The following is a 26,027-nucleotide window of genomic DNA, read 5'->3' on the forward strand; positions in this document are numbered from 1 at the left end:
ACGAGTGAAGCGGAACTCATCATGACCGACGAGACGGCGAACTCCCGCAGCGCGAAAGAGGCCGGTGCCGCCGGAGCCACCGGCGAGACGTCCGCGCCCGTGACCGACGCGCCGCAGCAGAACGGCCCGGCCGGTACCGCCGATGCGCCCACCCCGGCCGCGTCCACGGACACCCCCACCGCGTCACCGGGCACCGCGAAGACGCCGGCCGGCGGGACGACCCTGCGCCCGGAGCAGGAGCAGCCGGACGCCGCGGCGGACGTCCCGGACGAGGCCCCGGCGGCCACCGGCGGAGCCGCCGGGGCGACCGTGCTGCGTCCCGGCGCGCCGCTGCCCGGCGCGGCGGACACGGAGGCCGATGCGGAGACGGACGCCGAGCCCGAGGCGGACGGCGGGGACGGCTCCGGCGGCGCGGCGGCGGACGACGGCGCAGCCGCTGCGGAGGCCAAGGGACCCGCCGCGGCCGAGGCGGCCCCCGCCCCGGTGGGCGCGTCCGCCGGAAAGAAGGCGTCCGCCGGGCGGCGCGGCCTCGGCCTCTTCCGCCGCGCCGACGCGGCGGCCGGTGCGGTGGGCGCGGACACCAAGGCGGAGAGCGGCAGCCGGGTCTCCCCCGGTGTGGTGGCGGGCGCGGCGCTGGCCGGGGTGGTACTGCTGGGCGCGCCGTTCGCGATCTCCGCGCTGAGCAAGTCCTTCGCCACGTCCCCGGCGAACGCCGCCGGTGACCTGACGCAGCCGCTGCCGGACGCCGGTGGCGACGGTGGCAAGGGCTTCGTCCCCGTCCCGGGCGGCGTCCGCGACGACGGCGGCGCGGCCCCCCGGACGGACGGCCGCGCCCCCTCCAACGCCGGGAACGGCCCCGCCGACGGCAGTTCCGGCGGCTCCGGCTCCGGGCCGCACACCGACAGCGACGCCACCACCCGCACCGACCCGACCGCCGCCGGCGCCGACCACGCCGACAAGGCGGGCGCGGACGACAAGGGCTCCGGCTCCGAGGTGCACACCCAGACGCTGGCGACCCATACCTTCACCGCGTTCGCCGGGCCGACCTGCGCGACCGGCGCCAACGCCTCGTACCACGAGATCGGCGCGTACGGCGACGGCAAGAAGGGGTGGCTGACGCGGACCGGCGGGTCGACGGCCGGAGGCTGCGGGGGTGGCTCCCGGGCGATACCGATGTCCGGTGACGCGGATTCGCCGGACTCGGATGTGACCGCGTACTGGCAGTTCAATTCCGGGATGAAGTCGGCAAGTTGCCGCATCTCGGTCTACATCCCCCAGGGGAAGAGCCCGGTGGAGGTGGGTGGGGCTCCCGCGCGATACTCGGTGCACAAGGGCACCAAGTGGTACGGCGGGGACCTCGCCGGGTTCCACATCGACCAGCCTCGCAACAAGGGAAGCTGGGTGCTCGGCACCACGGTCCATGTGGAGGGCGGCCGGTTCACCCTCCGGGTGACCAACGCCGGGCAGGACTGGGAGGGCGACACCTCGACGCTGGCGCACGTCGCCGCCGCCCAGGTGAAGGCCGAATGCCGCGCAGAGTGAGCACGTTCGGGCCCGGCGCCGTCACGGCGCCGGGCCCTGGAGGGAGTTAGCGGCGATGAGCCGTCAGGTGCTGGCCGTGGGGCCAGACGGGTCCGGGGAGTTCGCGACGATCGCGGAGGCGGTGCAGGCGGCGCCGAGCGGTGCGCTGATCACTGTGGCCCCGGGCCGGTACGCCGAGGCGCTGGTGTTCACCGGCATCGTGACCGTCGTCGCCGCGGAGGGCCTCGGCACGGTGCGGATCACGCCGCGCACCGGCTCCGCGGTCACGGTGGCCGCCGAGGCGGTGAAACTCACCGGTCTTGTGGTGCACGGCAGCGACCCGGAGCGCCCGGCCGTGGACGTGGCCGACGGCCAGCTGGAGCTGGACGGCTGCGAGGTCGGCGGCGCCTCGTGGGCCACCGTCCTCGCCCGTGACACCGGCACCCTCGCCATGCGCGACTGCGAGGTGACCAACCCCAAGGGCGCCGGGATCGTCGTCACCAGCGAGGCGGAGAGCGTCATCGAGGACTGCCGGCTGGCCGACCTCGGCGCGTCCGGCATCGTCATCGGCGGGCACGGCGACCCGCTGGTGCGCCGCTGCACCGTCCGTGACGCACGCGGCAACGGCCTGTACGTCAGCGGCCACGGCCAGGGCACCGTCGAGGACTGCGACTTCTCCGGGACGGCGCAGCCCGGCGTCGCGCTGGAGGACGACAGCTCGACCCGGCTGCTGCGCTGCCGCATCCACCGCACGAAGGCCGTCGGTCTGCATCTGGCCAGCCGCAATCAGGTGCTGGTCGAGGACTGCCACGTCGAGGAGACCGGCAAGGAGGGCGTGACGGTCGCCGAGCACGCCGACCCGTTGGTGCGGCGGCTGCGGGTGGCCCGTACCGCCGGGCAGGGCGTGCGGATGTACGACTCGGCGCGGGGGCGGTTCGAGGACTGCGCGGTCGAGGCGAGCGAGGAGACCGGCCTGTGGGTGGGCGGCGCGGCCCGGCCGGTCTTCGTGGACCTGCGGATCGCCGACGTCCGGGGCACCGGCGTGGAGCTGACGCAGGACTGCGTGCCGGAGCTGGACCGGCTGACGGTGACGGAGCCGACGGGCATCGGGGTGCGGGTGGCCGAGGACGCGCGGCCGACGCTGCGCCGTACGGTGCTGACCGGCGGCGGCGCGCACGGCCTGGAGGTGTGTGACACCAGCCAGGGCCGGTTCGAGGACCTGGAGATCACCGGCACCCGGCGCAGCGGCGTCCAGATCGGCGGCGAGGCCCGCGCCCGGCTGAACATGCTGGTCGTACGGCAGAGCGGCGCGGCGGGGATAGCCGTGTCCGGCACGGCGTCGGTGCGGCTGCGGGACTGCGATGTGGCCGGTACCGGCGGCGACGGGCTGTCGGTCGGATCCGGCGCCAATGTCGTGGCGACGCAGTCGCGGTTCCACGACGGGGAGCGCAACGGCATCCTGGTGGCGGCCGGGGGCTCGGGCACCTTCACCGGCTGCGAGGTCTTCGGCAACCGCGGCGACGGCGTCCTGACGCACACCACCGAACAGTTCGCGCTGCGGTCCGTCTCCACCTGGGAGAACGGCGGCGCGGGGGTGCACCGCACGGTGGTGAGCGAGAACGCCCTGCTGGAGGAGGTGATGTCGCGCGGCAACGGCCTGGCCGACATCCACGGCGACGTGGCGGACGGCGCGGCGGCGGCGCGCGGTGCGGCGGAGCGCGGCGGCGAGGACGTACCGGCCGCGGGCAGCGCCGCCTGGGACGCGGCCACCGGCGCGACGGACAACGCCGCCGGTGCGGACGGCGGGCAGCGCCCCGCGGACGGCGACGCGCCGGACGACGGCGGATCCGCCCGCACGGCCACGAAGAAGGACACGAAGAAGAAGGCCCCCGCCTCGCCGCTGGAGGAGCTGGAGCAGCTGGTCGGGCTGGCTTCCGTCAAGCACGAGGTGACCACGCTGGTCAGCCTCAACCGCATGGCGCGGCGCCGTGAGGAGATGGGCATGACGGTGCCGCCGATGAGCCGTCATCTGGTCTTCGCCGGGCCACCGGGCACCGGCAAGACCACCGTGGCCCGCCTCTACGGCACGATCCTCGCCGAGCTGGAGGTGCTGCGGTACGGGCATCTGGTGGAGGTGGCACGCCAGGATCTGGTGGCGCAGGTCGTCGGCGGGACGGCGATCAAGACGACGGAGGCGTTCAACAGGGCGCTCGGCGGGGTGCTCTTCATCGACGAGGCGTACACCCTCACCTCCCAGTCCGGCTCCGGCGGCCCCGACTTCGGGCGGGAGGCGGTGGACACCCTCGTCAAGCTGATGGAGGACCACCGCGACGACGTCGTCGTCATCGCCGCCGGATACTCCGCGCAGATGCGCAGCTTCCTGTCGTCGAACCCGGGCATGGCCTCGCGGTTCAACCGCACCGTGGAGTTCCCCAACTACACGGTGGACGAACTGGTGACCATCGTCGAGAGCATCTGCGAACGGCACGAGTACGCCCTCGACCCGGCCGCCCGGGACGGGCTGGACACGCTGTTCCGGCAGATGACGCGGGACGAGACGTTCGGCAACGGGCGCGCCGCGCGCGGGGTGTTCGAGGAGATGGTGGACCGGCAGGCGTTCCGCCTCGCGAACGAGGTGAACGCCTCCCCCGCCGATATGGTCCGGCTGCTGCCGCAGGACCTCGGCGAGGTCGCCGGATCCGGTGTCGGTGCGGGCGCGGCGGGCGGCGACGAGGGCCAACTGGAGTCGCTGCTCGGCGAGTTGGAGCAGATGGTGGGGCTGGCGGAGGCCAAGCGGCAGGTCTCGGACCTGGTGCATCTGCTGGCCAACGCCCGGCAGCGGGAGGCGGCGGGGCTGCCGTCGCCGTCGCTCAGCCGCCATCTGGTCTTCGTCGGCCCGCCCGGCACCGGCAAGACCACCGTGGCGCGGCTCTACGCGAAGCTGCTCAAGGCACTGGGCGTGCTCGCCGGTGGCCAGGTGGTGGAGGTGGCGCGCGCCGACCTGGTCGGCCGGTACGTCGGTCACACGGCGCAGATGACCACCGAGGCGTTCAACAAGGCACGCGGCGGGGTGCTCTTCATCGACGAGGCGTACACCCTGACGCCGTCCGAGCGGGGCGGCAGCGACTTCGGCCAGGAGGCGGTGGACACCCTCGTCAAGCTGATGGAGGACCACCGCGACGACGTCGTCGTCATCGCCGCCGGATACGAGGACGAGATGGGTTCGTTCCTCGCCTCCAACCCCGGTCTGACCTCGCGTTTCTCGCAGCGGGTGGAGTTCGGCAACTACGACGGCGACGAGCTGGTGATCATCGTGAACCGGCAGGCCAAGGCGGGCGGCTACACCTGCGCCCCGGAGCTGGAGACGCTGCTGCGCGCGCACTTCGCGGCGGTGCCGAGGGACCGCAACTTCGGCAACGCCCGCTACGCCCGCAAGGTCTTCGAATCCCTCGTCACCCGCCAGGCGGGCCGCCTCAGCCGCCAGACGTCCCCGAGCCGCGAGGAACTGCTGCAGCTGGTGCCGGAGGACTTTCAGGAGACGTCGTTGACGTGACCCAGGGGGCGGCCGCCGTCGCCCGCTCCCGGCCCGCTCCGGGGACGGGCGACCGCGCACACCGCGCCGGCCGCCCGGTGGCGCACACCGCGCGCACCACCGCGACGGCCGGCACGGGCCCGCGGGCTCAGGCGTGCTGCGGCATCTCGTTCTTGAGCGCGGCCCGGATCTGCTCACGCAGTTCGGGGCCCGCCGCGTGCCCGTGGACGGACACGGCGTGTTCACTGGCGGCGCGCACCACTTCCTCCTCCTCACCGGAGATGGTGAGCGTGCACCGCGATTCGCTGGGGTAGTCCCGGCAGTCGATCATCTTGCGCATGACGCACCTCCTCATACCTCCAGTCTCCGCCCACCCGCCCGTCGGCCGCCTGCGCGGTCGCGGCGGGCGGCAGGGCGGGCCGACGCCGCCGGGCCCCGCCGCCCGCTCCGCTCAGTCCTGGCCCTCCTCCCGGCTGCGGCGCCGGGCCTCGACGATGCCCCAGCCGATCGCACCGGCCAGCAGGGCGCCGCCCAGCGCCGTGGTCCCCAGACCGGTGCCCGCGGCGCCGCCGAGACCGGCGTCGGAGCCGCCCTTGGGCAGGCGGCCGTGGTCGGCGGCGACCACCGTCAGGGTGCCGGTCAGCGTGGCCTTCCCGTGCCCGCCGTCGCCGCCGCCGGTCGTCGGCACGGCGCCGCCCGGCCGTACGGCGGCCACCGCCCGGGCCGTGCCCGCACCCGCCGGGCCGCCGCCCGCCGCCACGCCGTCCACCGGGCCCGCGGCGGGCAGCCCGGCTCCGGCCGCGTCCGCGTCCGGGTCCGCCCCGAGCGGTGCGCCCGCCGTACCGTCGCCGGGCACGGGGAGCGCGCCGCCCCCGGCCCCGGGCAGGCCGTCGCCGGGCGGCGTCCCGCTGCCGGGGAACGCCCCGTCCGGCAGCTCCCCGCCCGACAGGCCCCCGTCCGCCGTCGGGGCGCCCGGGCCCGCCGCGCCCGGATCGCTCCGGGGCATCAGCCCGCCGTCGCCCTGCTGCGCCCCGGGCCGGTGGCCGCTCCCGCCGTCATGGCCGGAGCCCGCGCCGCCGCCGTGGCCGCCGTCCTTTCCGCCCTCGCCGCAGACGACGGTCACCTTGTACGAGCCGGGCTCGGCGGACTCGGGGACCCGCCCGGTGCCGCCCACCTGGTTGCGGAGCATGGACAGCTTCATCGTCGGTATGCCCGCGCCGTCGAACGTCGCCTCGCCGCTCTCCCCGGGGCAGTTGCCGCCGTCGAAGACCGAGAACTCCTCCCCGGGGGCGACCGGATCGGGCTGGACGACCGCCCGGTGCGCGTCGCCCGCGGCGAGGACCGGCCCGGCGCCGGTCAGGGCCAGCGAGGCCGCGAGGGCGCCGGTGGCCGGTGCGTGTCGGAGGACATGCCGTATGAACATGCACCGAGCAGACCCCGGCCGCCCGCCGGGCGCACCTCGGTCCGGGCCCGACGGCCGCGCCACGGGCCCCGGACGCCGCCATCCGCGCAGGTCACCGGCGGCGCTACGCCGACCGGGTAGTGGCTGGGCCGGACGGGTCCGGCGGTCAGCGGCCGGGCGTGTCCGGACCGGCCAGCGGCCGCGTCATCCACTCCCCCGGCACCGCCAGCGGCCGGAACCCGGCCTTCTCGTACACCCCGTGCGCGTCCTGGGTGGCGAGCACGACCCGCGGCAGCCCGCGCGCCGCGAGGTCGGCCGCGACCACCTCGACGAGGGCGGTGCCCAGGCCCCGGCCGCGGTCGGCGGGATCCACGTAGACATCGCAGAGCCAGGCGAAGGTGGCGCGGTCGGTGACCACCCGCGCGTATGCCGCCTGACGGCCTGAATCGGTGGCGTACAGGCCGAAGTTGAGCGAACCGGCCACCGCCCGCTCCTGCCGCTCGCGGGAGCGGCCGGGCGCCCAGTAGGTGTCCTCGGACAGCCAGCGGTGCACCCGCTCACCGTCCAGCCGCGCCGGGTCGGTGGACAGCTCGTAGCCCGCGGGCAGGTGTGCGTTCATGGCCGGAGAGTCGCAGAGCGGCGGGGCGCGCGTCGAGCCCTTTCCGGACACGCCCTACGGCGCGACCTCCTGCCAGGCGGCGGCCAGGCGCCGTACACCCTCGGTGAGTTCGGCGGGGCCGGACGCCGAGGCGAAGCCGAGGCGCAGATGGGCCGCGGGCGGCTCGGCGGGGAAGTACGGGCGGCCCCGGGCGACCGAGACACCGGCCCGCAGCGCCGCACCGGCCAGCGCCTCCTCCGACGTGCCGTCCGGCAGCCGCAGCCAGAGGTAGCAGCCGCCCCGGGGCGCGCTCAGCGCCGCGCCGCCGTCCGCACCCGCCGGACCGGGCAGCCGGGCGTGCAGCGCGGCCAGGAGCGCGTCCCGGCGCGCACCCAACTCCCTGGAGACCGCCCGGAGATGACGCGGCCAGGACGGTGAGCCGACCAGCTCCAGCGCGGTCTCCTGGAGCGGCCCCGGGACGAAGAAGCTGTCGACGACCTGGATGGCGCGCAGCCGGTCGAGGACGGGCCCGCGGGCGGCCAGCGCCCCCACCCGCAGGCTCGGGGACGTCACCTTCGTCAGCGAGCCGACGTGGACGACGGTGCCGTGCGCGTCGTCGGAGATGAGCGTCGGCGGCAGCGCGGCCGCGGGCTCATGGGCCAGGCGGCGGGCGAAATCGTCCTCGATGACGAACGCACCGGCCGCCCGCGCCACCCGCAGCACCTCGGCCCGCCGCTCGGCCGCGAGCACCGCGCCCGTCGGGTTCTGGAACAGCGGCTGGCAGACGAAGAGCCGGGCGCCGCTGGCCCGGAACGCGTCGGCGAGGAGGTCGGTGCGGACACCGTCCGCGTCGACCGGCACCGGAACCGGCCGCAGCCCGGACGCGCGGGCGACGGCCAGGACGCCGGGGTAGGTCGGGGATTCGACGAGCACCGGCGCGCCGGGTGGGGCGAGCGCCCGCAGCGCGGCGGTCAGGGCGCTCTGCCCGCCCGCCGTGATCAGCACATCGCTCGGGGCCAGCGCGCCGCCCGGCCCGCCGATCTCCCGCGCGAACCACGCCCGCAGCTCGTGCACGCCCTCCAGGGGCGGCCGCTGCCAGGCCCCGGGGCGGCGCCCGGCCCGGGCCAGCGCGGCGGCCAGGGCGCGTTCCGGCTGGAGGTCGGGGTGGAGATAGCCGCCGCTCAGCTCGACGACGCCGGGCGGGGGCCCCGCGAGGGTGGCGAGCACCCCGGAGGCGTCGACGCTGCGCGGCACCTGGTCGGCGGCGGCTTCCGCGCTCAGCGCGATCTCCTGCCAGGAGGTGTCGGCGGGGCGCGCGGCGCGGGCGGGCGGGGCGGCGCGGAAGGCCCCGGCGCCCGGCCGGGTGGTGACCAGTCCCTCGGCGGCCAGCTCGGCGAGCGCCCGGGAGACCGTCACCGGACTGACGCGGTAGCGCTCCCGCAGGGCGCGACTCGACGGCAGTTTCTCCCCTGGCGAGTAGCGGTTGACCTCTTTCCGCAGGACTGAGGCCAGTTCGGCGACACTGCTACGCTCACGCATGAGAGCACACGATAGCGCTACCAGCTCCGCGGGGATAACGGTCGGCGGCCCTTCGGCCCGGGCTCCGGTCCCCTGCACGGCGTCCGGCGAGGCCACGCCCACCGACGCCTCGTCCGCCACCGGCGCGCGCGAGGCCACTGCGCCCGACGCCCGGCCCGGCGCCGCCTCTCCGCCCGCCGAAGCCGCGTCCACCGAAGCCGCTTCCGCCGGTTCGGCCGGTCCCCTCGATCCCCCCGACCACCTCCGCCGCGGCGTCCTGCTCGCCGCGCTCGGCGTCGCCGCCTTCTCGCTCACCTTCCCGGCGACCGCCTGGGCGCTGGAGGGCATGGGCCCGTGGACGGTCGTGATGCTGCGCAGCGTCCTGGCCGCCGCCGTCGCCGGGGCCTGCTTCGTGGCGCGCCGCACCCCGCTGCCCGCGCGGCGCCACTGGCCCGGTATCGCCGTCGTGGCCTGCGGTATCGTCCTCGGCTTCCCGCTGCTGACCACGCTCGCCCTGGAGACGACGACCACCTCGCACGCCGCCGTGGTCGTCGGCCTGCTCCCGCTGACCACCGCCGCGTTCTCCGCGCTGCGCACCGGGACGCGGCCGTCGCAGACGTTCTGGAGCGCGGCGCTGACCGGCGCGGCGGTGGTCATCGCGTTCGCCGTGCAGCAGAGCGGCGGCCGCCCGGGCGCCGGCGACCTGCTCCTCTTCGGGGCACTGCTGGTATGCGCCGCGGGCTACGCCGAAGGCGGCCGCCTGGCCCGCTCCATGCCGGGCTGGGAGGTGATCGGCTGGGCGCTGGTCCTGGCGCTGCCGGTGACGGTGACGGGCTCGGCCCTCGCGCTCTGCGCCGAGCCGCTGCACCCGACACCGCACGCGGTGGCCGGGCTGCTGTGGCTGGCGGCCGGTTCGACCTTCGCCGGGATGGTCGTCTGGTACCGCGGGATGGCCGCCATCGGCGTGGCCCGCGCCAGCCAGCTCCAGCTGGCGCAACCGCTGCTGACCCTGGTCTGGTCGGTCACCCTGCTCGGCGAACACCTGCCGCCCGCGGCCCCGTTGGCCGCCCTCGCGGTACTGGCCTGCATCGTGGTCACCCAACGCAGCAGGAGCTGAGGACGGGGGAAGAAGGAGACGGGGACGGGCGCACGGACGGGCCGCGGCGCCGCGGCGGAGGGGCCAGGGCTCGGCAGGTGGGGCACCGCGGCGCACGGGCCCGGGCCACCCCGGAGCCCGAGCACCCCGCCCCCGGCCGCTCCCCCCTCGCCCCTCGCGCCGGATGCGCCCGCCACCCCCCGACGTAAACTGGCCGCAGCGGCATGTACCGCCGTCCGGGCCGCCCCGGCCCGTAATCCGTTGGCCAGGCCGCCCGGCCGAGCGGCGGCCGTACGGCCTTCCAGGTGGGAGGACCTCCTGATGCATGCGACCACGGGCGACCGACTGCTGGTGCACGGCAGGACCGTCGGACAGCACGACCACGTCGTCGAGATCATCGAAGTGCTGGGTGACCACGGCGATCCCCCCTACCGCGTCCGCGACGACTCGGGCCACGAAGCGATCCTGTCGCCCGGCCCCGACGCAGTCGTACGCCACGCGGAACCGGGCAGGCGCACCCGCTGAGGGCGTCCGTGACGCCGCGCCCGGCCGTGGCGTCACGGACACGCCGGCGGCCCCTACCGGTAGTGGTCCGCCACCACCCGCGCCATCGCCCCCGACGGATCGGCGGCCACCTCCTTCGCAGAGAAGAAGACATGGCCGCCCACCTGCGGATACCGGCACGCGAAGGCGAGATGGCGGGAGAGTTCGGCCGGGTCCCGCCAGGGGGCGGGCTGCGCCGGATCACCCGCCTTGTACAGGGCCTCACCGAGGTAGAGGTCCACACCGGTACCTGCGGTCGTCCGTGCCCACCACGGCACGATCCGTGCGTAGTCCGCCGCCTCGAAGCCGAGGTGCCAGTACGCCTGCGGGGCGACGTAATCGAGCAGCCCCAGCCGCACCCAGCGCCGGGTGTCGGCGTACAGGTCGTCGTAGGTCTGCACCCCGGCGCGGGTGTCCGAGCCCGCCGGATCGGTGGCGCGGTTGCGCCAGACGGCGAAGGGGCTGACCCCGAATCGCACCCGCCGCCCGGTCGCCTCGCGCACCGCCGCGACCCGCGCCGCCGTCTCCCGCACCAGCAGCTCGGTGTTGTGGCGTCGCCAGGCCGCCCGATCGGGGAAGGCGGCGCCGTACGCCGCGTACGAGGCGTCGTCGCCGAACGCCTCTCCCACGACCGGATACGGATAGAAGTAGTCGTCGAAGTGGAGACCGTCGACGGGATAGCGGCGCACCGCGTCCAGGAACGCGTCCTGGACGAAGCGCCGGACCTCCGGCAGCCCCGGGTCGTAGAAGAGCTTCCCGCCGTACCGCACCACCCAGTGGGGGTGGCGGCGCGCCGGATGGGACGGGTCCAGGCGCCCGGGATCGTCGTGCAGGGCGACGCGGTACGGGTTGCACCAGGCGTGCAGCTCCAGGCCACGGCGGTGCGCCTCGCGAACCGCGCAGCCCAGCGGGTCCCAGCCGGGATCGCGGCCCTGCCGCCCGGTGAGGTACGCCGACCACGGTTCGTACGGCGACGGCCACAGCGCGTCCGCGGTGGGCCGCACCTGGAAGAAGACCGCGTTGAGGCGGCGGGCGACAGCGGCGTCGAGCAGGGCGAGGAGTTCACGGCGCGCCTCGGCGGGCGGCAGGCCCGGGCGGGACGGCCAGTCGCGGTGGGCGACCGTCGCCAGCCACATCCCGCGCAGCGCGGGGCGCGGGCGCCCTCGGCCGGGGCCCGCTGCGGCGGCCGGTTCCGGTGACGGGCGCCCGTGCGGTTCCGCGGCGGCGACCGTCGGCCCGGCGGTCTGCCACGCGGCGGCCCCGAGCGCCGCCACGGCGAAGCTCCGGCGTGTGATCCGTCTCATCAAATACCCCCAACTTGTCCGCTTTTGATCTAATTCTTGGAGGTCAGAATGCCCGCCCCGACGCCCGGAGTCCCGCACCCGTACGAGTAACGTCGGGGGCCGAGGCGGGCCCGGACACCCCTACGGAGCCCCGCCGGTCCCGTAGATCAGCGAAAGGCACGAGGTGACGGACACTTTCACCGACATCGCACGCGTCGGCGTCGTCGGCTGCGGTCAGATGGGCGCCGGAATCGCCGAGGTGTGCGCACGCTCCGGGCTGGAGGTCATGGTCGCGGAGACCACCGGCGAAGCCCTGGAACTGGGGCGCACCCGTCTGACCAACTCGCTCGGCAAGGCCGCCGACCGCGGCAAGATCACGCCCGCCGAACGGGACGCCGCGCTCGCCCGCCTGAGCTTCACCACCGACCTCGGGGAGTTCGCCGACCGTGACCTCGTCATCGAGGCGGTCGTGGAGAGCGAGCAGGTCAAGACGGAGATCTTCCAGGTTCTCGACCAGGTCGTGACCCGCCCGGACGCGATCCTGGCGTCCAACACCTCCTCGATCCCGCTGGTGAAGCTGGCCGTCGCCACCTCCCGCCCCGACCAGGTCATCGGGGTCCACTTCTTCAACCCGGCGCCGGTGCAGCAGCTCGTCGAGCTGATCCCCGCGCTGACCACCGGCGACGAGACCATCGCGCGCGCCGAGGCGCTGGTCCAGAACGTGCTGGGCAAGCACCCCATCCGTTCCCAGGACCGCTCGGGCTTCGTGGTGAACGCCCTGCTCATCCCGTACCTCCTCTCCGCGATCCGGATGTTCGAGTCGGGCATGGCCAGCCGCGAGGACATCGACAACGGCATGGAGCTGGGCTGCGCCCACCCGATGGGCCCGCTCAAGCTCTCCGACCTGATCGGCCTGGACACCGTCACCTCGGTCGCCGCGTCGATGTACGAGGAGTACAAGGAGCCCCTGTACGCCGCTCCCCCTCTCCTCGCCCGCATGGTCGACGCGGGCCGCCTCGGCCGCAAGAGCGGGTCGGGGTTCTACACGTACTGAGCCGCGCCCTCGGTCACCCGACGGCCCGCCCTCCTCCGGGAGCGGGCCGTCGCTCTGTTCCCGCGCTCCCCACAGGCCCCCTCCGCCTCCCCTCTTCCTCACCCTCCGTCACTTCACACGGGGTGTGCGCCGCTGACTCACAGAAGCCCGGCGCACACACTCCCGCCTCCCCCTTCCGGGCAGTTGACTGGTGTCGTACCCAGGACGACGGATGTCGCGACAGCGGAAAAGAGGAACGGAAAGTGACCGCCCACCCTGAACGCAAGCTGGTAGCCACCGATGTGGCGGAGCTGAGGCGGTGTCTGGACGTACGCACCGCCCGCGTCGACGGCGAACTGGCACTGCTCGCACAGCGGTCCGCACAGTACGAGCGCGACGCGGACGAGCTGACCGCCCGTATCGCGCAGCTGGAGCACGGTCGCTGGCCGCTGCCGTCGGTGGCCGCGCTCGCCTCCGTGGCGGCGGTGGCGGTGACCGTCTGGCAGGTGCTGGCCAGGTGACCGCTCCCGGCACCGCCGTCCTCGGGCGGCGGTGCCGGACTCAACTCAACCCGCCTCAGCCGAGACGGAGTTGATGGAGCATCAGCAGGGCCGCGGCCATGTTCGCCGCGGGCACCTCACCCCTGGCCACCATGTCGGGCACCAGCTTCAGCGGTACCCACTCCCGGCGGTCGGACTCGAAGCCGTCCTGCGGCGGGCCCGTGTAGGTGCCCTCGTCGGACCAGTAGATGTGGTGCCGGGCGTCGGTGAGACCGTTGGACGGCTCCACCGACATCAGATGGGTCAGCGGACCGGGCCGCCACCCGGTCTCCTCCTCCATCTCCCGCGCGGCCGCCGCCGCGATGTCCTCGCCGTCCTCGACGACGCCCGCGGCAAGCTCCCAACCCCAGGAGTCGGTGATGAAGCGGTGCCGCCACAACAGCAGCACCTCATTGGCCTCGTTGACCACCGTGGCCACGGCCACCGGCCGCATCCGGATGAGGTAGTGGTCGAGGTGCCGGCCGTCGGGGATCCGCACATCGGCGAGATTCACCCGGAACCAGCGGTTCTCGTACACGGTCTCTTCCGCGAGATTGTCCCAACGCACTGTCTGCCACCTTCCGCGTAGATCCGGCAAGGTGACACGGGCCCGGTGCGGGATCTCCTACAGCGGTATGCGCAGCACCTCGTCGATGAGATCGGCCGCCGCGTCGGTCGCGGAGCTACCGGTCTCCGCCAGATGTTCGCGCACCGCCCGCAGCCGGTCCCGTAAGCGCTGGGACTCCACACCCCTGGCCCGCTCGGTCATCTGCGCGGCGTTGGCCGCAGCCCGGTCCGCGTCACCCTGGCGCAGCTCGATGTGGGTGAGCATCGCCAGCCGGTGGACCCGGCCCCGGTCGTGTGCGGGAGTGTCCACGGCGGCGTCCGCCTGCTCCCGGGCGGCCCGCAGATCACCGAGGCTCAGCAGCGCCTCCGCGACCTGGACGTTCACCAGACCCGGCTGGACGTAGCCGGTCTCGGCCGGTTCCAGGCCCGGCCGGATGCGTTCCGCCGCCGCCTCCGCCCGCCGGATGCAGGCGAGCGCGCCCGCGCCGTCGCCGAGCCGTGCGTAGGACTTGGCCTGCATCGCGTAGAGGTCGGCGGCGAGCGCCGGGGTGAGCTGCGGGCCCGCGGTCCGCAGCGCCGCCTCCGCGAACGCCACCGCCTGGCGGTACTCCCGCGAGAACAGCGACTGGTTGACCAGCAGCGCGATGATGTACGCGCCGAGCCCCCGGTCGCCGCTCGCCTTCGCGAGGCGTAACGCCTGGTGGAAGTAGCGCTGCGCGAGGCCGAGCGCGTCCGAGTCATAGGCGCAGATGCCCGCGACGGCGACCAGCCCGCCCGTCGCGCGGTGCAGCTGACGGCCCGTCGCATCGCTGTAGCTGCCGCGCAACAGCGGCGCCGCCTCGGTGTTGAGGAACCCCACGATCCGCGACCGCGTCGCCACCCCGCCGGCCTTGCGGTACAGATGCTCGTAGTGGGTACGGGCCGAGCGCAGCATCTCGATGTCGTCCATCCCGACCCGCGCCTGCCCGTCCCGCGAGACATCGGAGTCCTCGGGCGGGTTCTCCCACTCCCATACGGGCATGACCGCGGACGTACCGGTGAGCGCCGGGGCGTCCACGACATGGGCGCGCTGCTGTTCGTCGGAGCGCCACAGGGCGGTGGCCCGCTCGACGAAGCCGGAGAGCGGGGTGGTGGCGGAGCGGCGCGCCCCCGGGCGGCCGAGGCCGATGTCGTCCAGGCCGACCGGGCGGTGCAGCCGCGCCGCGAGGATTTCACAGATCAGGTCGGGCACCTGGCCGCGCGGGCGCTGGCCCTTGAGCCAGCGGGCCACCGCGGTGTGTTCGTAGCGCAGCGCCAGGCCGCGGTGGCGGCCGAGTTGGTTGATACGTGCCGCGAGACCGGCGTGCGAGATGCCCGCCTCGTCGAGGATCGCGTCGAGCAGGGTGTTGGGCTCCATAACCGGCCTCCCGGTGCGCCGGGCCCGCCCACGGGCCGCTGGCTCCGACCTCGTCGCCGTCCAGACTCCGTGCGTTCAGGGTAGTGAACCGCGCTTCACACGGGGTGTGAAGACGCCTCGTCACCGGCCGTGCACGGGGCGGCCGTCGAGGACGGCGCCCGGTCGCGCGACGCGGTCACCGGGGCCGGACGCCGGGGGACCCGGGCCTGCGCCCGCGGACGCGACGGCTGCTCGACGCGGGCCACCGGGCGGCCGGGGCCCGAAGGCACCGGGCCGGGGGTGCGCGGTGGCGCGGCGCTCAGCATCACCAGCGCCACATCGTCGGTGAGCTGCCCCCGGGCGTGCCGCAGCAGGGCGTCGTGCACCCCGCCGACCACCGCGTCCGCCCGCGCCCCGGCGAACCGCCGCACCGTCTCGGCCAGCGGGAAGAACCCGCCGTCCACGCCCCGCGCGTCATACGCGCCGTCGGTGTACAGCAGCAGCCCCTCCGCCGGCGCCAGCCGCCCGCACGCCACCGTGTCCAGCGCGCGGGGCAGCGGGAACAGGCCCAGCGGCGGCAGCGGTTCCGCGCGAACGGCGGGCTCCACGACGCCGGGGGCGACGCGGTACGGCCACGGGTGCCCGCAGTTGAGCGCCCGGGCCGTGCCGTCCGGCGCGATCTCCAGCAGCAGGATCGTCACGAACTCCTCGGCGTCCGGGCCGAGCGGACCGGACGCCGTGGCCGGGTCGCGCCCCGCCAGATGACGGGCGTGCGCACGCTCCAACCGCCGCAGCACCTCGCTCAGTTCGTACTCGTCGTGGGCGGCCTCGCGGAAGCAGCCGAGCATCGCCGCGACCGTCGCGAGGGCCGCCAGCCCGTGGCCGCGCACATCGCCGATCACCGCCCGTACGCCGTGCCGGGTGGCCACCACGTCGTAGAGGTCGCCGCCCATCGAGGCGCCCTCGTCGGCGGAGAGGTGGAGGGCGGCGGGGGCCACCGTGCCGATGCGCGGCGGCAGCGGGGGCAGCAGCGCCCGCTGCGCGGTGGCCGCCACCTCGCGGGCGCGGACCAGCTCCCGCACCAGCCGCAGCCGCCGCCCGGCCGTCAGATAGCTGGCGCACACCACGGTGAGGATCGCGGCGCAGTTGACGGCGCGGGCGGGCAGCCCCGGCCCGGCCGGCGGGGCGCCGTCGAACGGTACGAGCGCGAGGAGGGCGCAGGCGCCGCCCATCACCACACAGAGCCGGCGGCCGGTGCCCGCGCAGGCGATGGCCGGTGCGGCGGCGAGCAGTTGGAGCAACTGTCCGCTGCTGGGCCAGGACAGCTCCCAGGCCAGCACCGCGAACACCCACAGGCCGGGCAGGACGAGGACGAAGGTCCACCGGGTGCGTGTGACGTCGGTGCGCGCTCCGTCGCTCACCCGATTACGGATCATGCCGTTGGTCCCCCTTGCCTGTGGTTCCCACAGCGGGCTGCGCGGCGGTCGAACCGACCCTCCCGCAGACGGCGGGCCGTGTCGGCCGCAACGATTGTGTCGACGTTACGTGCCCGGACCCCCACGGTGCGCATCTGTATCACTCCATCGGGTGAGGTGGTACGGGGCGCACGCGAGGGCGCGCCCGGGCCTGCGCGAATACGCCCCGCGGGTGTGCGCCGGGCGCCCGGAGTGGGGTGGCGCGGGGTGGCTGAAGAACCGGTACACCGCCTGCCGCGCGGGAGGCGCCGTCGTCCGGCCCGGGCCTCCCGCGGCCCCGGGGACGGCCCCGCGGGAGGGTGTCGCGTACGGCCGGAAAGGGCGAGGGCGCGACCGGCGGTGGTGCCGGTCGCGCCCTCACTCATTCGTGTGCCACCGTGCCGTCAACCGGCACGGTCACCGTCAGCCTCGCAGTACCGCCCCGGTGTGCTCGGCGGCGGCCGCGACCGCCGCGTCACGGGCGGCCGACGCCTCCTCGGCGGTCAGCGTGCGGTCGGCGGCGCGGAAGCGCAGCGCGTACGCCAGCGACTTCTTCCCTGCGCCCACCTGCTCGCCGCTGAAGACGTCGAACAGCCGCAGCGACTCCAGGAGCTCGCCCGCGCCGGAGCGCAGCGCGGTCTCCACGGCGGCGGCCGGGACCGACGCGTCGACGATCAGCGCGACGTCCTGCGTGGCCACCGGGAACGACGAGATCCGCGGGGCGCGCAGCGGGCCGTCGGCGGCGGCCTCGACACGGTCCAGGTCGATCTCCATCGCGCAGGTGCGCTCCGGCAGACCCAGCGCCTTGATGACGCGGGGGTGCAGCTCACCGGCGTGGCCGACGACCTCCTCCGCGCCACCGACGGTCACCACAAACGCGGCGCAGCGGCCCGGATGCCACGGGGCCAGCTGGTCCTGACGGACGGTCAGCTCGACACCGGCCTCCCGGGCGACGGTACGGCCCGCCTCGACGGCGTCCGCCCATGTCGCCGGGTGGCCTTTGCCCCACCAGCCGGCCTGCTCACGGGCGCCGGTCAGCACCACGGCGGCGTGGCGCGGCTGCGCCGGGAGCGCGGCGTTGAGCTCCGCGATCTCCTCGTCGGTCGGACGGCGGTCGACGGGCAGCCGGACCGCGGGCTTCTCGTCACCGGTCGGCAGGAAGACCTGGCCGGTCTCGAAGAGCGCGAGGTCGTGCGTGCCGCGGCCGTCGTTGCGCCGCAGCGCGCCGAGGAGGCCCGGGATCAGCGTCGTGCGCAGATCGGGCTCCTCGTCGGAGAGCGGGTTGACGAGCGTGACGGTGCGGCGGCGCGCGTCGCCCGCCTCGATGCCGAGCTGGTCGAGGACGGCCGCGCCCATGAACGGGTAGTTCAGCGCCTCGACGTACCCGGCGCCGGCCAGCGCCCGGCCGACGCGGCGGTGCAGCCGCTGCCGCTCGGTCAGTCCGCGGCCGGCGGGCGGCAGCGGCAGCGTGGAGGGCAGGTTCTCGTAGCCCTCCAGCCGGATGACCTCCTCGGCGAGGTCGTTCGGGTCGGTCAGGTCCGGTCGCCAGGACGGCACGGTGACGACCAACTCGTCCTGGCCGTAGACGTCGCAGCCGACCTGCTGGAGGCGGCGGACGACGGTCTCCCGGCCGTACTCGACACCGGCGACCTCGTCCGGGTGCGAGGCGGGGATGGTGAGGGTGCGCGGGGCGCTGGGCGAGACGATCTCGGTGACGCCCGGCTCGGCGGTGCCACCGGCCAGCAGTACCAGCAGATCGACGGTGCGCTGCGCCGCGGCCGACGCCGCCTGCGGGTCCACGCCGCGCTCGAAGCGCCGCGACGCCTCCGACGACAGCTTGTGGCGCCGGGCCGTACGGGCGATGGAGAGCGCGTCGAAGTGCGCCGCCTCGATCACGACGTCGGTGGTGCCGCGCACCTCGCCGGTCTCCGGGTCGCTGACGCCCCGGGCGATCTCGGTGTTGGCGCCGCCCATGACACCGGCCAGGCCGATCGGACCGCGGTCGTCGGTGATGACGAGGTCCTCGGTGTCCAGCACCCGCTTGACACCGTCGAGGGTGGTGATCTTCTCGCCGCCGGTGGCACGGCGGACACCGATCGGGCCCTGGAGGGCGGCCCGGTCGTAGGCGTGCAGCGGCTGGCCCAGCTCCAGCATCACGTAGTTGGTGAGGTCGACGGCGAGCGAGACCGGACGCATCCCGGCCTTCTGCAGCCGCCGCTGGAGCCAGATCGGGGACCGCGCCTCGGGGTTGAGGCCACTGACCGTGCGGGCCGTGAAGCGGCCGCAGCCGATCGGGTCGGAGACCTTGACGGCGTACCCGGCGGAGTTCGGCGGCGGGACGTCCAGCAGCGCCGGGTCGCGCAGCGGCAGGCCGTACGCGGTGGCGGCCTCGCGGGCGACGCCGCGCAGCGACAGGCAGTAGCCGCGGTCGGGGGTGACCGCGATGTCCAGCACCTCGTCGACGAGCTGGAGCAGCGCGATGGCGTCGCTGCCGACCTCGGTCTCCGGGGGCAGCACGATGATGCCGCCGGTGCCGTCGTCCCCCATGCCCAGCTCGTCGCCGGAGCAGATCATGCCGTGGGACTTCTTGCCGTACGTCTTGCGCGCGGCGATCTTGAAGTCGCCGGGGAGGACGGCGCCGGGCAGGACCACGACGACCTTGTCGCCGACGGCGAAGTTGCGGGCGCCGCAGACGATCTCCTGCGGCTCGCCGGTGCCGTTGGCGTCGCCGACGTCGACGGTGCAGAAGCGGATCGGCTTCTTGAAGCCCTCCAGCTCCTCGATGGTCAGCACCTGGCCGACCACCAACGGGCCGGTCAGGCCCTCGCCGAGCTTCTCGACCGTCTCGACCTCCAGGCCGACGGCGACGAGCTTGGTCTGTACGTCACGGCCGGTCTCGGTGGCCGGCAGGTCGACGTACTCCCGCAGCCAGGAAAGCGGGACACGCATCAGATCTCCATCCCGAACGGCCGGGTGAACCGGACGTCGCCCTCGAACATGTCGCGCATGTCTTCCACGTTGTGCCGGAACATCAGCATCCGGTCGATGCCGAAGCCGAACGCGAACCCGCTGTACTTCTCCGGGTCCACACCGCAGGCGGTCAGCACCCGGGGGTTGACCATTCCGCAGCCGCCCAGCTCGATCCAGCCCTCGCTGGAGCAGGTGCGGCAGGGGCGGTCGGGGTTGCCGACGGAGGCGCCACGGCAGACGTAGCAGACCATGTCCATCTCGGCGGACGGCTCGGTGAACGGGAAGTAGTTCGGCCGCAGGCGGGTGGTCATGTCCGGGCCGAAGAGCGCCTGGACCATGTGGTCGAGGGTGCCCTTGAGGTCCGCCATGGTCAGGCCCTCGTCGACGGCGAGCAGCTCGATCTGGTGGAAGACCGGGGAGTGCGTGGCGTCCAGCTCATCGGTGCGGTAGACCCGCCCGGGGCAGACGACGTAGACCGGCGGCTCACGGTCGACGAGCGTACGGGCCTGGACCGGCGAGGTGTGGGTGCGCAGCACGACCCCGGACTCATCGCCCTTGGTGCCCTCGCCCTGGACGAAGAAGGTGTCCTGCATCTGGCGCGCGGGGTGATCCGGCACGAAGTTGAGCGCGTCGAAGTTGAACCACTCGGCCTCGACCTCGGGGCCCTCGGCGACCTCGTAGCCCATCGCGACGAAGACGTCGGCGACCCGCTCCATGAAGCTGGCCAGCGGGTGGCGCGCACCGGCGGGCGTGCGGTCGAACGGCAGGGTGACGTCCACCGCCTCCTCGACCAGCACGCGGGCGTCACGCTCCGCCTCCAGCTCCTCCTGGCGGGCCTTGAACGCCTGGTTGACGCGGCCGCGGGCCTGGCCGACGCGCTTACCGGCGTCCGCCTTGGCGTGCGGGGGCAGCGCGCCGATCTCGCGGTTGGCGAGGGCGAGCGGCGAGCGGTCGCCGGCGTGGGCGGCCTTCACCTCGCGCAGCGCCTCCAGATCGGCCGCGGCGGCGACGGCGGCGAGCGCCTCGTCCGTCCGGCGGGCGATCTCTTCCGGTTTCAGGGCTTCGACCTCGACAGGGTCGTACGACTTATTGGGTGCGGACATCTCTTCCCGTGCTTCCGGTGGTCTGGCTTGGCTTCACTTCGCCTCTTCGATCACAAACTTCGGATGCCGAGCCCGCGCTGTGCCCGCGATGCTTGTGCGCCAAAGGTGCCAAAGGGCAAGTCTAAGGGGACGGGCCGACAGCGCCGGTCCGAGCCCCGGGCGGGGCGCCCGCCGCCGGGCGGTCAGGCCATGAAGGCCGGGATGGCGGCGGGCAGCACGAATCGGAACTCGGCGCCGCCCACCGGGGCCCGGCCGACGGTGATGGAGCCGCCGTGCGCCTCGACGATGCCCTTGACGATGTACAGGCCGAGGCCGGTGCCGCCGCGTTTGCTGCCGCGCCAGAAGCGGGTGAAGACCCGGTTCATGGACTCCTCGGGGATGCCCGCCCCCTCGTCGCTGACCGTCACCGCCGTCCCCTCCCCGCTGGTCACCGTGGCCGCCGTGACGTCGATGGTGACGGTTCCCTCGCCGTGCCGCACCGCATTTTCCAGCAGGTTGCTCAGCACCTGGTCGACCTTGTCCGGGTCGGCCCACAGATCGGGCAGCGCCCCGCACACCCGGATCATGAAACGGCCGGGGGCGCGCCCCGCAGTGATCTGCGCCTGGACGTGCCGCCGCACCGCCGCGACCATGTCGATCCGCTGGCGGCGCACCTCCAGCCGCCCGGAGTCGATCCGGGAGATGTCCAGCAGCTCGGCGATGAGCCGGGTCACCCGGTGCGCGTCGGCGTCGACGGTCTCCAGCATCAGCCGCTTCTGGTCGTCGGTGAACCGCTCCCACTTCCGCAGCAGGGTGGCGGTGAAACCCTTGACGGAGGTCAGCGGCGAGCGCAGCTCATGGGCGACGGTCGCGATCAGCTCGGCGTGGCTGATCTCCGTACGCCGCCGGGCCTCGGTGCCGCGCAGCGAGACGACCAGGCGGCGGACCGGTCCGGCGCGGCCGTCGCGGAGGTAGCGGGCGGAGACCAGCACCTCGCGGCCGCCGAGCAGCAGATTGCGCTCGGGCTGCCCGCGCCGGATGGCGAGACCGCCGTACGGGTCGGTCAGCCGCCACCAGCGGCGGCCCTCGATGTCCTGGAGCGGCAGCGCGTCGTCCAGGGAGCGGCCGAGGGCGTCGGATGCGGGCGTGCCGGTGATCCTCGCCGCGGCGGCGTTGAAGCAGATGACGGTGCCCTCGGCGTCGGCGACGACCAGCCCGTCGGGCAGCTCGTCCGGCGCCACGACCGGCCCGTCCGCCGCCCCCTCGGGCGCCCGGACCGGCGGCCCGCCGTCCCTGTCATCCGGTGTCCTCACGTCCATCCCCACCAGCCCCCTCCGGCCCCGGCCCGTCACCCTACTCACAACGGCCGCGGACGGCCGGGGGTTGCGCCGGGCACCCCCGGCCGGACGGGGTCAGGCGGAGGGGAGGGCGCGGCAGCCGCCCGCGGTGCGCTGGGCGCGGGCCGAGGCGTAGAGGCAGACGGCGGCGGCGGTGGCGAGGTTGAGGCTCTCGGCCTTGCCGTGGATGGGCACCCGTACGACGGCGTCGGCCAGGGCGCGGGTCTCCTCCGGCAGGCCCCACGCCTCGTTGCCGAAGACCCAGGCGGTGGGGCCGCCCATCGAACCGGCGTCCAGTTCGGCGTCGAGGTCGCGGTCCCCGGCGCCGTCGGCGGCCAGCAGTCGCGCCCCGACGCCGCGCAGCCCGGCCATCACCTGCTCGACGGGGACGCCGACGGCGACCGGCAGATGGAAGAGCGAGCCCACCGACGCGCGGACGGACTTGGGGTTGTAGAGGTCGACGGAGGCGTCGGTGAGGACCACCGCGTCGGCTCCGGCGGCGTCGGCGCAGCGCAGCACCGTACCGGCGTTGCCGGGGTCGCGGACGTGCGCGAGGACGGCGATCAGCTGCGGCCGGGCGGCGAGGACCGTCTCGAACGGCGTGTCGAGGAAGCGGCAGACGCCGACCAGGCCCTGCGGGGTGACCGTCTGGGAGATGTCGGCGACGGTGCGGTCGTCGGCGTGGTGGACGCGGACGCCCGCGGTGTGCGCGGCGGCGATGATCTCGGCATGCCGCTCGGCCGCGTCGACGGTCGCGAACAGTTCGACGAGGGTGGGCTCGCCGCCGGTGCGGTGCGCGATGGCCTCGCGTACGGCCTGCGGGCCCTCGGCGATGAACCGGCGTTCCCTGGCCCGGAAGGCGCGGCGCGCCAGCCGCCGGGCGGCGGAGACACGCGGGGACCGCGGGGAGATCAGCTCGGGGGTGCCCATGGGCGGCGGCTCGCTTCTGTGGTTCGGTGCGGTGCGGAGGCGGGCGGACGGGGCCACCGGGTGCGTCCGGTGAAAAGGCGGCGGACCCGCAGGCCGGTGCCTGCGGGTCCGCTCGTCACGTCGTCAGGCCGGTGTTCAGGCGGCCTTCGGGGCGTTGACGTCGCTCGGGAGCGCCTTCTGGGCGACCTCGACGAGCGCGGCGAACGCGTTCGCGTCGTTGACGGCCAGGTCCGCGAGGATCTTGCGGTCGACCTCGATGCTGGCGGCCTTCAGACCCTGGATGAAGCGGTTGTAGGTCATGCCGTTGGCGCGGGCAGCGGCGTTGATGCGCTGGATCCACAGCTGACGGAAGTCGCCCTTGCGCTTCTTGCGGTCGTTGTAGTTGTAGACGAAGGAGTGGGTCACCTGCTCCTTGGCCTTGCGGTACAGACGCGAGCGCTGGCCGCGGTAACCGCTGGCCTGCTCCAGGATCGCCCGGCGCTTCTTGTGGGCGTTGACCGCCCGCTTGACGCGTGCCACTTCTTAACTCCTTGTAGCGGGGCCGTGGTGGTCGTCACACGGCCCGATTCGATTAGTCCCGGACCTGGTCGCGCGCCTCCTGCGATGAGGGGCGCGGCGACTCACTTGCCGAGAAGCTTCTTGATCTTCTTGGCGTCGCCCGGGGCCATCTCGGCGTTGCCGGTGAGGCGACGCGTCACGCGGGACGACTTGTGCTCGAGCAGGTGGCGCTTGCCGGCGCGCTCGCGCAGCACCTTGCCGGAGCCGGTGACCTTGAAGCGCTTGCTGGTCCCGCTGTGCGTCTTGTTCTTCGGCATGCGCCGTTCTCTCCTCGTCAGTGGCGCTCCCTACCGGCCCAGACCGTGCGGGAGCGTCAGAATGTATCGGTTGTGTCCGGGGCGGGGTGCCCCGGCGCGATGTCCGGGGCGCGCCCGATCACGCCTCGGCGGGCTCCTCGTGGGACTCCTCCACGGGAGTTCCACCCTGGCGCTCCGCCTTGCGGGCGGCCTGCGCCTCGCGGGCCTCGGCCATCGCCTCGGTCTTCTTCTTGTGCGGACCGAGGACCATGATCATGTTCCGGCCGTCCTGCTTCGGATTCGACTCGATGAAGCCGAGGTCCTCCACGTCGGACGCGAGCCGCTGCAGCAGCCGGAAGCCCAGCTCGGGGCGGGACTGCTCGCGACCACGGAACATGATCGTGATCTTGACCTTGTCACCCTGCTTGAGGAACCGAACGACGTGACCCTTTTTGGTGTCGTAGTCGTGCGGGTCGATCTTCGGCCGGAGCTTCATCTCCTTGATGACCGTGTGCGCCTGGTTCTTGCGCGCCTCACGGGCCTTCATGGCCGACTCGTACTTGAACTTTCCGTAGTCCATGAGCTTGCAGACCGGCGGACGTGCGTTCGCGGCCACCTCGACCAGGTCGAGGTCGTACTCCTGCGCAAGCTCCAGGGCCTTGGCAAGCGGCACGATGCCGACCTGCTCGCCGCTGGGACCGACGAGTCGCACCTCGGGGACGCGAATCCGGTCGTTGATGCGGGGCTCGGCGCTGATGGATCCTCCTCGGTAGCACCACGCGACGGCCTGGCGGACTGCCGCGTAACGTCTTTTTCGGTGTGACCAACCGCGCCGGTACATCAAAAACGCCCCGGACGGGACACAGGCGGGGCTCCGTGAAAGGTTCAGGAGCACCGCCGCGAAGGTCTCCGCGGGGCGCAGCCGGACCGTTGACCCGCCAACCGTGAGGTCGGCCGGGTGGGAGATCGGAGCCTCCACTTGTGGGCCGGTCACCTGGGTGTCCGGCCGGTCGGAACACCAGAATACACGAGTCAAGAGGTGGGCCCCAGGCGGATGCGGACATCCGTGCGGAAGGCGGCCATACCCATGGGATACGGCGTGGACCGTCCGCGGGCGCGGGAGCCTTGGCCGGGGAAGGGCACCGCGGGGACGGGTCTTAGGCTGGACGCGATCCCCTCCCGGCAGGAAGCGAAGCGCCCCGACATGAGTGACCAGACCCCGCAGCAGCCCGACGCCCCGCACGCGTCGGAAACGGACTTCGACGCGATGACCCGCGACATCGCGGACGTCCCGGCGGTCGAGGTGATCACCACCGTCGCCGTGCACCTGATGAGTTCCGCCGCGGTCAACCTCGGGCTCGCCGAGGAGGGCGACGCGCACAAGGACCTCGACGAGGCACGGAAGCTGATCCACGCGCTGGCGGGCCTGGTGACGGCGAGCGCCACCGAGATCGGCTCGTACCACGCGGCGCCCCTGCGGGACGGGCTGAAGTCGCTCCAGCTGGCCTTCCGCGAGGCGTCGGTCGTCCCGGACGAGCCGGGCCAGGGGCCGGGCGAGAAGTTCACCGGACCGGTCTACGGCTGACCCGGCGGCCTCCGCACCGGAGCCCCGGACCGCGACGTGCGGTCCGGGGCTCCGTACGTACGGAACGCCGCTCCGTACGTACGGGACGTCGTCAGCCCTTCTCCGGCTCCTCCGCAGCGACCTCGTCGGCGACGGCGGCCGGGGCGTACGGCGGGTGGGTGTAGCGGTGCACCACCGCGGCGAGCGCGCCGCCGATCAGCGGGGCGACGATGAAGAGCCACAGCTGGGTGATGGCGGCGCCACCGGCGAAGAGCGCCGGGCCGATGCTGCGCGCGGGGTTGACCGACGTCCCGGTGAGCGGGACGCCGACGAGGTGGACCATGGCCAGCGCCAGCCCGATGGGCAGCCCGGCGAAGCCGACGACCGCGACCTTGTGCGTGACGGACAGCACGACGAAGACGAAGGCGAAGGTCAGCACGATCTCCACGACGAAGGCGCCGCCGGTGTTGAGATGCACCGCGGACCGGTCGCCCCAGCCGTTGGAGCCGAACGACTCGCTCGTCCGCAGGCCCGGGATCTGCTTCGCGACCAGGAAGAGCACCGCCGCGCCGACGATGCCGCCCAGCACCTGCGCGATCCAGTACTCCACGGCCGTACGGAGGTCGATGCGGCGGGCCAGCAGCATGCCCAGGGTCACCGCCGGGTTGATGTGGCTGCCGGAGATCGGGCCGAGCGAGTAGGCCATGGCCAGCATGACGAAGCCGAAGCTCAGCGCGATCCCGAAGGTCCCGATGTACTCACCGGCCAGCACCACGGCGCCGACGCCGAAGAACACCAGGAGCAACGTGCCGAGGAATTCGGACAGGATCGTGCGGGTCTCGGTGGTCTCCATAGGGGCTCTCCTCGCGTGGCTCCCGAGCTGTCCTCG

At 74.1% G+C, this 26,027-nt stretch carries 23 protein-coding genes; 7 read left to right on the forward strand and 16 right to left on the reverse strand.

Going from position 1 to position 26,027, the window contains the following annotated elements; genetic code table 11:
- Positions 1-21 precede the first annotated feature (21 nt).
- Positions 22-1,542 (forward strand): hypothetical protein, encoded by a 1,521-nt coding sequence (locus OG422_RS04930; protein ID WP_405740085.1) that lies wholly within the window; start codon positions 22-24, stop codon positions 1,540-1,542.
- A 55-nt stretch (positions 1,543-1,597) separates the two neighbouring features.
- Entirely contained in the window at positions 1,598-5,074 is a 3,477-nt protein-coding gene (locus tag OG422_RS04935; protein ID WP_143942451.1) for a right-handed parallel beta-helix repeat-containing protein, read from the forward strand.
- Positions 5,075-5,201: 127 nt separating this feature from the next.
- Here OG422_RS04935 and OG422_RS04940 read toward each other — a convergent pair whose 3' ends face one another.
- The 4 genes from OG422_RS04940 to OG422_RS04955 all read right to left on the reverse strand — a co-directional run bounded on the left by OG422_RS04940 (position 5,202) and on the right by OG422_RS04955 (position 8,592).
- The gene (locus OG422_RS04940; protein WP_405740088.1) at positions 5,202-5,393 is read right to left on the reverse strand and encodes a DUF1059 domain-containing protein; all 192 of its coding nucleotides are present in this window, start codon (positions 5,391-5,393) and stop codon (positions 5,202-5,204) included.
- Positions 5,394-5,504: 111 nt separating this feature from the next.
- Positions 5,505-6,476, reverse strand: a complete 972-nt coding sequence (locus OG422_RS04945; protein WP_405740091.1) for a hypothetical protein — start codon at positions 6,474-6,476, stop codon at positions 5,505-5,507.
- Between the two features lie 145 nt (positions 6,477-6,621).
- Positions 6,622-7,074 carry a GNAT family N-acetyltransferase gene (locus OG422_RS04950; protein ID WP_143942448.1) on the reverse strand — a complete coding sequence of 151 codons (453 nt, stop codon included), beginning with the start codon at positions 7,072-7,074 and terminating at the stop codon, positions 6,622-6,624.
- A 54-nt stretch (positions 7,075-7,128) separates the two neighbouring features.
- Positions 7,129-8,592 carry a PLP-dependent aminotransferase family protein gene (locus tag OG422_RS04955; RefSeq protein WP_405740095.1) on the reverse strand — a complete coding sequence of 488 codons (1,464 nt, stop codon included), beginning with the start codon at positions 8,590-8,592 and terminating at the stop codon, positions 7,129-7,131.
- Between OG422_RS04955 and OG422_RS04960 the strand changes: the two genes are divergently transcribed.
- Positions 8,591-9,688: a DMT family transporter gene (locus OG422_RS04960; RefSeq protein WP_405740098.1), complete on the forward strand. Its 1,098-nt coding sequence runs from the start codon at positions 8,591-8,593 to the stop codon at positions 9,686-9,688. The two genes, OG422_RS04955 and OG422_RS04960, sit on opposite strands and share 2 nt — an antisense overlap.
- A gap of 300 nt (positions 9,689-9,988) precedes the next feature.
- Positions 9,989-10,192 carry a DUF1918 domain-containing protein gene (locus OG422_RS04965; RefSeq protein WP_405740101.1) on the forward strand — a complete coding sequence of 68 codons (204 nt, stop codon included), beginning with the start codon at positions 9,989-9,991 and terminating at the stop codon, positions 10,190-10,192.
- Between the two features lie 53 nt (positions 10,193-10,245).
- On the opposite strand, the gene OG422_RS04970 is transcribed toward OG422_RS04965, so the two are convergent.
- Positions 10,246-11,514 (reverse strand): glycoside hydrolase family 10 protein, encoded by a 1,269-nt coding sequence (locus tag OG422_RS04970; protein ID WP_405740103.1) that lies wholly within the window; start codon positions 11,512-11,514, stop codon positions 10,246-10,248.
- Between the two features lie 163 nt (positions 11,515-11,677).
- Here OG422_RS04970 and OG422_RS04975 point away from each other — a divergent pair, with 163 nt between their 5' ends.
- Together OG422_RS04975 and OG422_RS04980 are read left to right on the forward strand one after the other, a co-directional pair.
- Positions 11,678-12,547: a 3-hydroxybutyryl-CoA dehydrogenase gene (locus OG422_RS04975; RefSeq protein ID WP_405740106.1), complete on the forward strand. Its 870-nt coding sequence runs from the start codon at positions 11,678-11,680 to the stop codon at positions 12,545-12,547.
- Between the two features lie 242 nt (positions 12,548-12,789).
- Positions 12,790-13,047 (forward strand): hypothetical protein, encoded by a 258-nt coding sequence (locus OG422_RS04980; RefSeq protein WP_143942142.1) that lies wholly within the window; start codon positions 12,790-12,792, stop codon positions 13,045-13,047.
- 55 nt (positions 13,048-13,102) lie between these two features.
- Here the strand turns inward: OG422_RS04980 and OG422_RS04985 are convergent, their stop codons facing one another.
- The 10 genes from OG422_RS04985 to infC form a co-directional block, all read right to left on the reverse strand.
- Positions 13,103-13,633: an NUDIX domain-containing protein gene (locus OG422_RS04985; RefSeq protein WP_143942141.1), complete on the reverse strand. Its 531-nt coding sequence runs from the start codon at positions 13,631-13,633 to the stop codon at positions 13,103-13,105.
- A gap of 57 nt (positions 13,634-13,690) precedes the next feature.
- Complete coding sequence (locus tag OG422_RS04990) at positions 13,691-15,028, reverse strand: transcriptional regulator (RefSeq protein ID WP_384600598.1); 1,338 nt, start codon at positions 15,026-15,028, stop codon at positions 13,691-13,693.
- Between the two features lie 95 nt (positions 15,029-15,123).
- Positions 15,124-16,428: a PP2C family protein-serine/threonine phosphatase gene (locus OG422_RS04995; protein ID WP_405740110.1), complete on the reverse strand. Its 1,305-nt coding sequence runs from the start codon at positions 16,426-16,428 to the stop codon at positions 15,124-15,126.
- Positions 16,429-16,884: 456 nt separating this feature from the next.
- A complete protein-coding gene (gene pheT, locus OG422_RS05000; RefSeq protein ID WP_405740113.1) occupies positions 16,885-19,410 on the reverse strand; it encodes a phenylalanine--tRNA ligase subunit beta in 2,526 nt (841 codons plus the stop codon).
- Complete coding sequence (pheS, locus tag OG422_RS05005; RefSeq protein WP_143942137.1) at positions 19,410-20,534, reverse strand: phenylalanine--tRNA ligase subunit alpha; 1,125 nt, start codon at positions 20,532-20,534, stop codon at positions 19,410-19,412. The genes pheT and pheS overlap by 1 nt, the downstream gene beginning before the upstream one ends.
- Positions 20,535-20,716: 182 nt before the next feature.
- The gene (locus OG422_RS05010) at positions 20,717-21,832 is read right to left on the reverse strand and encodes an ATP-binding protein (RefSeq protein ID WP_405740117.1); all 1,116 of its coding nucleotides are present in this window, start codon (positions 21,830-21,832) and stop codon (positions 20,717-20,719) included.
- 93 nt (positions 21,833-21,925) lie between these two features.
- Positions 21,926-22,780 (reverse strand): RNA methyltransferase, encoded by an 855-nt coding sequence (locus OG422_RS05015; protein ID WP_143942135.1) that lies wholly within the window; start codon positions 22,778-22,780, stop codon positions 21,926-21,928.
- A gap of 135 nt (positions 22,781-22,915) precedes the next feature.
- Positions 22,916-23,299: a 50S ribosomal protein L20 gene (rplT, locus tag OG422_RS05020; RefSeq protein WP_143942134.1), complete on the reverse strand. Its 384-nt coding sequence runs from the start codon at positions 23,297-23,299 to the stop codon at positions 22,916-22,918.
- Between the two features lie 101 nt (positions 23,300-23,400).
- Complete coding sequence (gene rpmI, locus OG422_RS05025) at positions 23,401-23,595, reverse strand: 50S ribosomal protein L35 (protein ID WP_030278317.1); 195 nt, start codon at positions 23,593-23,595, stop codon at positions 23,401-23,403.
- Between the two features lie 118 nt (positions 23,596-23,713).
- Positions 23,714-24,415, reverse strand: a complete 702-nt coding sequence (infC, locus tag OG422_RS05030) for a translation initiation factor IF-3 (protein WP_405740122.1) — start codon at positions 24,413-24,415, stop codon at positions 23,714-23,716.
- Positions 24,416-24,778: 363 nt separating this feature from the next.
- Here infC and OG422_RS05035 point away from each other — a divergent pair, with 363 nt between their 5' ends.
- Positions 24,779-25,159 carry a DUF1844 domain-containing protein gene (locus tag OG422_RS05035; protein ID WP_405740125.1) on the forward strand — a complete coding sequence of 127 codons (381 nt, stop codon included), beginning with the start codon at positions 24,779-24,781 and terminating at the stop codon, positions 25,157-25,159.
- Between the two features lie 91 nt (positions 25,160-25,250).
- Here the strand turns inward: OG422_RS05035 and OG422_RS05040 are convergent, their stop codons facing one another.
- Positions 25,251-25,991, reverse strand: coding sequence for an MIP family channel protein (locus tag OG422_RS05040; RefSeq protein WP_143942131.1), 741 nt, complete (start codon positions 25,989-25,991; stop codon positions 25,251-25,253).
- Between the last annotated feature and the right edge of the window lie 36 nt (positions 25,992-26,027).

It is taken from the genome of Streptomyces sp. NBC_01525 (assembly GCF_045040405.1).
In the GTDB taxonomy this organism is placed as follows: Bacteria; Actinomycetota; Actinomycetes; order Streptomycetales; family Streptomycetaceae; genus Streptomyces; species Streptomyces benahoarensis.